This window comes from Syntrophothermus sp., assembly GCF_013314835.1.
GTDB classification, from domain to species: domain Bacteria; phylum Bacillota; class Syntrophomonadia; order Syntrophomonadales; family Syntrophothermaceae; genus Syntrophothermus; species Syntrophothermus lipocalidus.
In genome coordinates, this window is the sequence record NZ_JABUEX010000082.1 from 1 (window position 1) to 7,657 (window position 7,657).

A 7,657-nucleotide genomic window follows, 5' to 3' on the forward strand; every position below is an offset into this window, starting at 1 on the left:
CAGCCTTCACCGCTGCCACCATTCCCCCGTGGTAAGAGTAAAAATCGTCGCTGTCAAACATGTCGATCTCCCGGGTGTCTTCGTTCTTCACGGTTGCCTCTAAAGTCGCCAGGCGCCGGCGGAATGGTTCCCGGGCATCTTCACCATAGGCCTGCCTGCTGTAGGCGTAGCCTCCCCAGGTGATGTAGACCTCAGCAAAGTCCTTTTCGTCCTTCCAGTTTTTTGCAGTGACGAGGTTGCTCACACCTGCTCCGCAGCACCCCGGGCGGTCGCTAAAGACCCGCCAGAGGGCCTCTCTCCTGGCGTGTTCCGGTTCCATCCCGGCCTCCACTTTTTCTTTCACTTCAGCCCGCACGTGGGCAGCCACAAAGTTCAGCTCCTCAGGCTCGTCTAAGGAGGCAACCATTTCCACCGCCTGATCTAGAAGGTGGATAACGTTGAGAAAAGCGTCCCGGAACAGCCCGCTCGCCCGGATGGTGACATCGATGCGCGGCCGCCCCAGCTCCTCGAGGAGAATTACTTCTAATCCCTTGACCCGCCCGCTTTTCTCCCAGACCGGGCGGACCCCCATGAGGTAGAGGGCCTCGGCAACATCATCACCCCCTGTCCGCATGGTGTTGGTGGCCCAGATCACCATCCCGATGCTTTCCGGATACTTTCCCTCATCCCGCCGGTACCGCTCCAAAAGGGCATTGGCAAGCGCCTGTCCCGTGTGCCAGGCGGCCCGGGTGGGGATTGCCTGGGGGTCAATTGAGTAGAAGTTGCGTCCGGTCGGGAGGATATCTGCCATCCCCCGCGTCGGCGCCCCGGCGGGCCCGGGCGGGATATAAGCTCCCTCTAAAGCCGAAAGACAATTGACAAGCTCCTGCTCCGTGGCCCTTAGAGCCGGGACCAGAGTTTCGGCAACATATGCCAGCACCCGGCCGATCCCCTCGTCTTCTTTTCCCAGCACCTGTCTCGTGACATCCACCGCTTATTCCCGGGCTTAGTTTTCCCTAGCGAAAGCCTCGAGGAGGGCGCGGGCCTTCCCGTCGATTTCCTCCAAGATCTCGCCGTAGGTGCAGCTATGCTTACTTGAAAAATATCCAGGGTTTTCCAAAAGAGCGGCATAGTCGTGGCCCAAGAACCCGGCCACCTGCTCGCGCAGGGAAGGAACTGCTCCGTTAGGCAACCTGGTGAGGGCAAGCAGCATCTCCACGAGCCGGTCGCCTTCGGGGGGTTGGCCCAGGATATGGAGCCCGTCGCGGATCAGGGTGTCCTTGACTTCGCAGAGGTAGGTATGGAGGCGCTCCAGGAAGCTCTCCCAGTCTTTCTCGGCCCCTTCCTTGGAGATGCCGAGGTCGTGGTCGAGATGGGCAGCCTCCACCCGCTCCCAGATCAGGCCGCGCAAGGCCGGGAGCTTGGAGGGGTCGAGGGTCTTGGCGGTGTGGTAATCCTTAACCAGCGCCTCCACTTCAGCCAGTTCGTCGTAAGTATCTGCCTTGGTCATCACAGGGATGAGGTGGTCGATGATGCAGGCGTGGGAGCGCCGCTTGGCCTGGGTTCCCTCGCCGGGGTTGTTGATGATGTAGGGGTAAACGTGAGGCAGATCCGGGAAAACAAGGTCCGGGAAGCAGGCCTGGGAAAGCCCGACCCCTTTGCCGGGAAGCCATTCCAGGGAGCCGTGCTTCCCGATGTGGAAGACGAGATCGGCCTTGAATTCGTCCCGCAGCCACCGGTAATAAGCAAGATAGTGATGAGGTGGCGCCAGGTCCGGGCTGTGGTAGATGCGAGAGGGGTCTTCGAAAAAGCCGCGCACGGGCTGGATGCCGATGAAGATGTTCCCCAGGAAGATGCCCGGCACGAGCAGGTGCTTTCCGTAAGCAAAAACCTCCCCAGGAGGGTCGCCCCAATCTCTTGCTAGCTTCTCCCGGGCACGGGACGGAAAAGCAGCAAACCATTTTTCGTAAGTTTCCTGCTCTACCCGCGCTGCCGCCCGGCGGTCCAACTCCCTGGGGTCGAGCCAACCCCGCTCGTTGGTGAGGCCGGACAAGATCTTCTCCATCAGCGCCGCCCCGTCGGGGGGGAGGTCCTCCACCCGGTAACCTGCCTCCTTCAAGACCACCAGCAGGCGGTGGACGCTGGCCGGGGTGTCCAGGCCGAAAGCGCAGCCGATGCAGTCGTTGCGGGGCGGGTAGTTGTGCAGGATAATGGCAACCCTTTTCTCATGGTTGGGTTTGTGACGGAGTCTCGCCCAGCGGATCGCCAAAGAAGCCACTTTTCTCGCGCGGTCGGCAACTGGTGCGTATTTGATCAACGTTGCCCCTGTGAACGGGTCCTGCTCTTCCTCCTCCCGGGTGGCGATAGGGACGGTGATCAGGGCGCCGTCAAACTCGGGGAGGGCGACGCTCATCACCACATCAAGAGGGGCGAGCCCCTGCAGGCTCTCCTCCCACTCCGCGTAAGGAGTCAGCGAGATGATGGCCTTGATCAAGGGCACGCCTAGCTTCCGGTAAAAGTTCTCCCCCGCCGCCCGACCGAAGGTAGGAGTAGCCATTGTTTGGGAAAACATCAGGGTGTTTATCACCGCGTCAACCACTGGCCGGCCATCCTTACAGAAATAATTCGCGATCACCCATTCAATTCCCCGGCTCCCGATCTCGTCATTCCTCGTGGCATAAAGAAAAACCGGTAAGGCTATACCTCCCTGGTCTTCAATTCCCCGGATCAGTTCGTCGACGAAACCGGTGTTTCCCGCCACCCAGTAGCTCTGGTAGAAGAGGATCCCGATTACAGGAGGCCTTTTCTTCTCCTTGATCTTTTCTTCTACGTATGCCGCAAGAGCGCTCTCCTCCCGGAAGTCGGGGTGGTAGAGGCCTTCCCAGGGCAGGGGTTTTGGCTCCTCTACCGGGAGGTCCTTGCCGAGGAAGCGGTTGGCCGCCCACAGGAGGAGGTTCCTGAGGTTTGCTTTACCGCCGTAGCTGAGATACAGGCGCATAAGGTGGTAATCATCCGGCGGAAGAAGGCTCAACTGCATCAGTTCGGAGACATTCTCCCCGGCTGATGGCATCACAGCCAAAGGGATGCCTTTCTCCCGGGCCAGTTTCGTCAAAGGTTCAAAACCCGGCAGGGAATCAGGCCCACCCATCAGGTGGAGAACAAGCAAGTGACATTGGGGAACGAGCCGGAGCAGTTCCCCGATACTTTCGGTGCTCTGCAGATCCCGCTTCGCCCGGGCAAAGACCTCGATTAAAGGGCCATGTTCAGAGGCCAGGGACTTAACGGCGCGGCTTAAGTTGACCAACTCTCCTTCGATGGCAGTATAAAACAAAATCTTTAGACCCAAGAGCGCTACCCCCCTTTGACAGGTCGAATGAAAATCAAAAACCCCGCCTGCCACGACGGGGTTCACTCAAAAGGCTAAAACCTCCTTACCTATCCGCGTAGGCAGGTACGGCCAGATGGAATGGGCAGGTCTCCTGGCTCTGGCTCATCATCACCGTACGCCTTCCCATCCAGCACTCAATTATCATTAACACAATTATCATTAACAACGCGAGCCGAATGTCAGCCATTTCCAAACTGAACCTGGCCCGGGAGTCAGTGCTCCTCATTGAGTGCAGGACAGTGGCTTCGTGTACGGCGACTCCCCATCACAGTGGCGGGACCGCTCAGGATTTTCACCTGATTCCCTTTTCAGCCCTGTGCAAACAAGGCAACCCATTCCGACCATATTCACTTTTTTGAAAACTGTTCGCTATTCCTCCACAAATTCCTGCTTTCCACCTTGTGAAACTATTGGAAATACTCCGCCACCAGCCGCAGGGCGCATTCATCGCCGCAGGCGCTGCACGGTTCCCCTTTTTCTTTCTCAAAGTAACAGCGAACCAGGGCCGGGTCCAGAGCCAGGCCGGCTATTGCCGCACGGTCCAGGGAAGCCCGGGCCCGGGCCATTTTTAAATCCCACTCCCAGGCTCCTTTGACGCCTTTGGCAATGTCGGCAGCGTGGGCGGCAATACGGGCGGCCATCACCCCCACGCGCACGTCCTCTTCCGTGGGCAGACCCAGGTGCTCCGCCGGGGTGACGTAGCAGATGAAATCCGCCCCGGAAGCCCCGGCCAGGGCTCCGCCGACGGCTGCGGTAATATGATCGTACCCCGGGGCCACATCAATGGCCAGGGTGCCCAGGATAAAATACGGGGCCTGGTGGCAGAGCTGCTTTTGCAGCAGCATGGTGGTTTCCACGTGGTGGATGGGCACGTGCCCCGGCCCCTCCACCATTACCTGCACCCCCTTTTCCCGGGCCCGGGCAACCAGTTCCCCGGCCACCAGCAGGCCCTGAATCTGGGCGCCGTCCAGGGAATCGGCAATACACCCGGGGCGGATGGCATCTCCCAGGCTTAAAGTGACGTCATATTTCCGCAGAATGTCCAGCACCCGGTCGTAGTTTTCGTAAAGAGGATTTTCTTTTTTGTTGTGCAGCATCCAGCCGGTGAGGAAGGCGCCGCCCCGGCTCACAATGTCCGTTACCCGTCCGGTTCTCTGCAGGCGCTCCACCACCTCAAAATTCAGGGCGCAGTGAATGGCCATAAAATCAATGCCCGCGGCGGCCTGCTTTTCTATGGCCTCAAACATGTCCTCCGGGGTCATGGCCACAATGCCGCCCCTCTTCTCAATGGCCTCAATGCCCGCCTGGTAGATGGGCACGCTCCCCACGGGAACTGTGGCCCTTTCCAGGCTGATGCACCGCATGCCGTCGATATCCCCACCGGTGCTCAGGTCCATAATGGCATCGGCCCCGGCAGAAATGGCCACCTCGATCTTGCGGGCCTCCATTTCCGGATCGTCCCGGTCGCTGGAGGTGCCGATGAGGGCATTCACCTTGGTCCGCAGACCCTGCCCGATGGCGCAGGGCCGGATTCCTTTCCGTAACCTGTTCTTCAGGATGACGATGGCACCCGCGGCCACCCCGGCCCGGATAAATTCCGGGTCCACCCCCTCCTGCCGGGCCACCTCTTCCATCTCCGGCGTAACGCGGCCTTCTCTGGCCGCCAGCAACTGCGTCATATCTAACACACCCCCTGCTCTTTGCCCAGATATTCCCCTACCACCTGCATGGCGCAATACTTGCCGCACATGGCACATGCCCGGTGAGAACCGCGGCTGCGCTCCCGGCGAAGAGTTCCGGCCCGGCGGGAATCGAGGGCCAGTTCGATTTGCCTCTCCCAGTCCAGGGCCTTGCGCGCCCGGGACATCTCCAGGTCCCACCGGGCGGCCCGGGGCTCCCGGGCCACGTCGGCGGCGTGGGCGGCAATGCGGGCGGCAACGACGCCCTCCCTTACCTGCTCTACATCGGGCAGCCCCAGGTGCTCCGCGGCAGTAACATAACAGAGAAATTCCGCCCCGGCCCAGGCCGAAAGCGCCCCACCGATGGCCGCCGTAATGTGGTCGTACCCGGGGGCGATGTCGGTAACCACCGGGCCGAAGACAAAATAGGGCGCTCCGTGGCAGAGCTGCTTTTCCAGCTGCACGGTGGCCTTCAGATGCCCCAGGGGCACGTGACCGGGCCCTTTCACCATCACCTGCACCCCTTTTTCCCGGGCCCGAGCCACCAGTTCCCCCAGAACCACCAGTTCCTGCACCTGGGCGGCATCCAGGGAGTCGGCCAGGCAGCCGGGACGCCAGCCGTCGGCCAGGCTTAAGGTAACGTCATAGCGGCGACAGATTTCCAGCAGCCGGTTGAAATGCTCGTAAAGGGGATTCTCCTGCTGGTTGTAAATCATCCAGCCCATTAAGTGGCTGCCCCCGTGGCTGACCAGGTAATCAACGCGGCGGTGCTTTTTGGCCGCCCGCAGGGTCTGCCAGGTGGTGGCGCAGTGGAGGGCCAGAAGATCCACCCCATCGGCGGCCTGCCGCTCGATGACATCGAACATCTCGTCCACCTTCATTTTTACCGCCGCTCCATACTTCTCCCGGGCCTCCGCCAGGGCCTGGTAGACGGGCAGGGTACCCACGGGCGTAGTGGTTGCCGCCAGCACGGCCCGCCGGGCACCGTCAATGTCCCCACATACGCTCAAATCCATAATGGCATCGGTGCCGGCTTCCACAGCCGCCCTTACTTTGGCGACCTCACCCTCAATGGTATCCCTTTCCGCTGCCAGGCCCACACTGGCGCTTACCTTCACCGAAAGCCCCGTGCCGATACCCACGGGATCGATGTTCTTTCTAGCGCGGTTGCGGGGTATGACGATGGTCCCGGCCGCCAATCCCCGGCGGACGAACTCCGGGTCCACTCCCTCCCGCTCGGCCACCCTTTGCATTTCTGGCGTGATTTCACCGGCCAGAGCCCTGGCCATCTGCGTTGGCATTTTCAACCCACCTCCATTGAAGTAAAATAAAAAGTCCCCAGCCAAAACCTCATCTGGCTGAGGACTTTACCATCATCCTCCGCGCCCGGCTGCCCTTTCGCGCGAGAGCAGCCCTCCCTCAAACAGGCAGGTCTCCTGGCTAGCGGATCATCGCGCGCTTCCTCCCCCGGCCTTCCCGGCAGCACCCAGCCATGTATAGTTCCGTTTACCGCGACTCTATCGTTAGCAATAACCTGCTTTCGTTGCAGCAGGAATCAGATGAACTGAGTGCCGGCCAGTGACCGGGTCAAGCTCCCCGATTACAGTGGCGGGACCGCGCCGTTTCCGCCCGCACTCAGGTTTTACGCTCTGGTACCAACAACCTCTACCCAGTGAAGTTGCAGAAATTTCCTCTCGCAACTGCAGGCCCACTCCAGCTCTTAACCTGAGTGCCGGGGCGTCCGGACTTCCCTATTCTCCCCTTCATGGGACACCTGTTTGACTATTCAGTTATTACTCAAAGGTATAATATCACAACCGACCCGGCAGCGCAAGCAAAACTAAAACCTGGAGAATAGTTCTTGGAGGTAAAGGTGTGGATGTGGTAAATTAAATTAAATAAAAAATCAAGGAGGTCGGGAAAGTGAAAACAGCCCTGCGCCAGCTTCCCTGGCCCGTGACTCTGATCGGGAGCTTTCACGAGGGCCGCCACAACCTCATGACAGCTTCCTGGGTGAGCCAGGTTTCCTTCAAGCCCCTGCTGGTGATGGTTTCGATTGCCCCAGAGCGCTTCACCTACGAACTCGTCTCCGCCTCCGGGGAATTCGTCGTCAGCATCCTCGCCGCCGACCAGGCGGAGATCGCTCAGTTCTGCGGCAGCCGCTCCGGAAGGGACGTGGACAAGGTAAGGGCCCTGGGTCTAAAAACCCTCCCGGGAAAAACTGTCAAGGTTCCGCTCCTCGAGGACTGCCTCGCCAACCTCGAGTGCCGGGTAGCGGCCACCCACCCTGCCGGTGACCACGTGATCTTCATCGGAGAGGTTGTGGGGGGCGAGGTCCAGAGGCCTGAGGCGGAGCCCCTCGTGGTCCGCGACTGGAAGTGGGGGCGTTACGTGAAAGCAGAAGCCTGACTCCTCAGAGCCGCGCTGGCTTGCCAAAAATTTGATTGACTTTTTCTTCCTCCTGAATATATAATAAAAATTGGCAAACGCTGCCGATGGACGGCAGTAAACCTTCAGGGAGGAGGTTATGGATAATGGTATTGCATGTCCACGAACACACCCATCCTGCGGTTAAACACACTCATGCTCACTCCCACGGCAATCTGGTGCA

Annotated in this window: 3 protein-coding genes, 1 pseudogene and 2 riboswitches; of the genes and pseudogenes, 1 reads left to right on the forward strand and 3 read right to left on the reverse strand. The window is 59.9% G+C overall.

Annotated elements, in window-relative coordinates:
- The 3 genes and pseudogenes from cobN to thiC form a co-directional block, all read right to left on the reverse strand.
- Positions 1-3,127: pseudogene (gene cobN / locus HPY90_RS14185) on the reverse strand (cobaltochelatase subunit CobN); the annotation flags it as partial.
- Positions 3,128-3,431: 304 nt separating this feature from the next.
- A riboswitch (cobalamin riboswitch) is annotated at positions 3,432-3,718 on the reverse strand.
- 56 nt (positions 3,719-3,774) lie between these two features.
- Complete coding sequence (bzaB, locus tag HPY90_RS14190) at positions 3,775-5,046, reverse strand: B12 lower ligand biosynthesis ThiC-like protein BzaB (protein ID WP_287195459.1); 1,272 nt, start codon at positions 5,044-5,046, stop codon at positions 3,775-3,777.
- 2 nt (positions 5,047-5,048) lie between these two features.
- Complete coding sequence (gene thiC, locus HPY90_RS14195; protein WP_287195461.1) at positions 5,049-6,347, reverse strand: phosphomethylpyrimidine synthase ThiC; 1,299 nt, start codon at positions 6,345-6,347, stop codon at positions 5,049-5,051.
- A 108-nt stretch (positions 6,348-6,455) separates the two neighbouring features.
- A riboswitch (cobalamin riboswitch) is annotated at positions 6,456-6,839 on the reverse strand.
- A gap of 130 nt (positions 6,840-6,969) precedes the next feature.
- On the opposite strand from thiC, the gene HPY90_RS14200 reads away from it, so the two are divergent.
- Entirely contained in the window at positions 6,970-7,455 is a 486-nt protein-coding gene (locus HPY90_RS14200; RefSeq protein ID WP_287195463.1) for a flavin reductase family protein, read from the forward strand.
- Positions 7,456-7,657 lie beyond the last annotated feature (202 nt).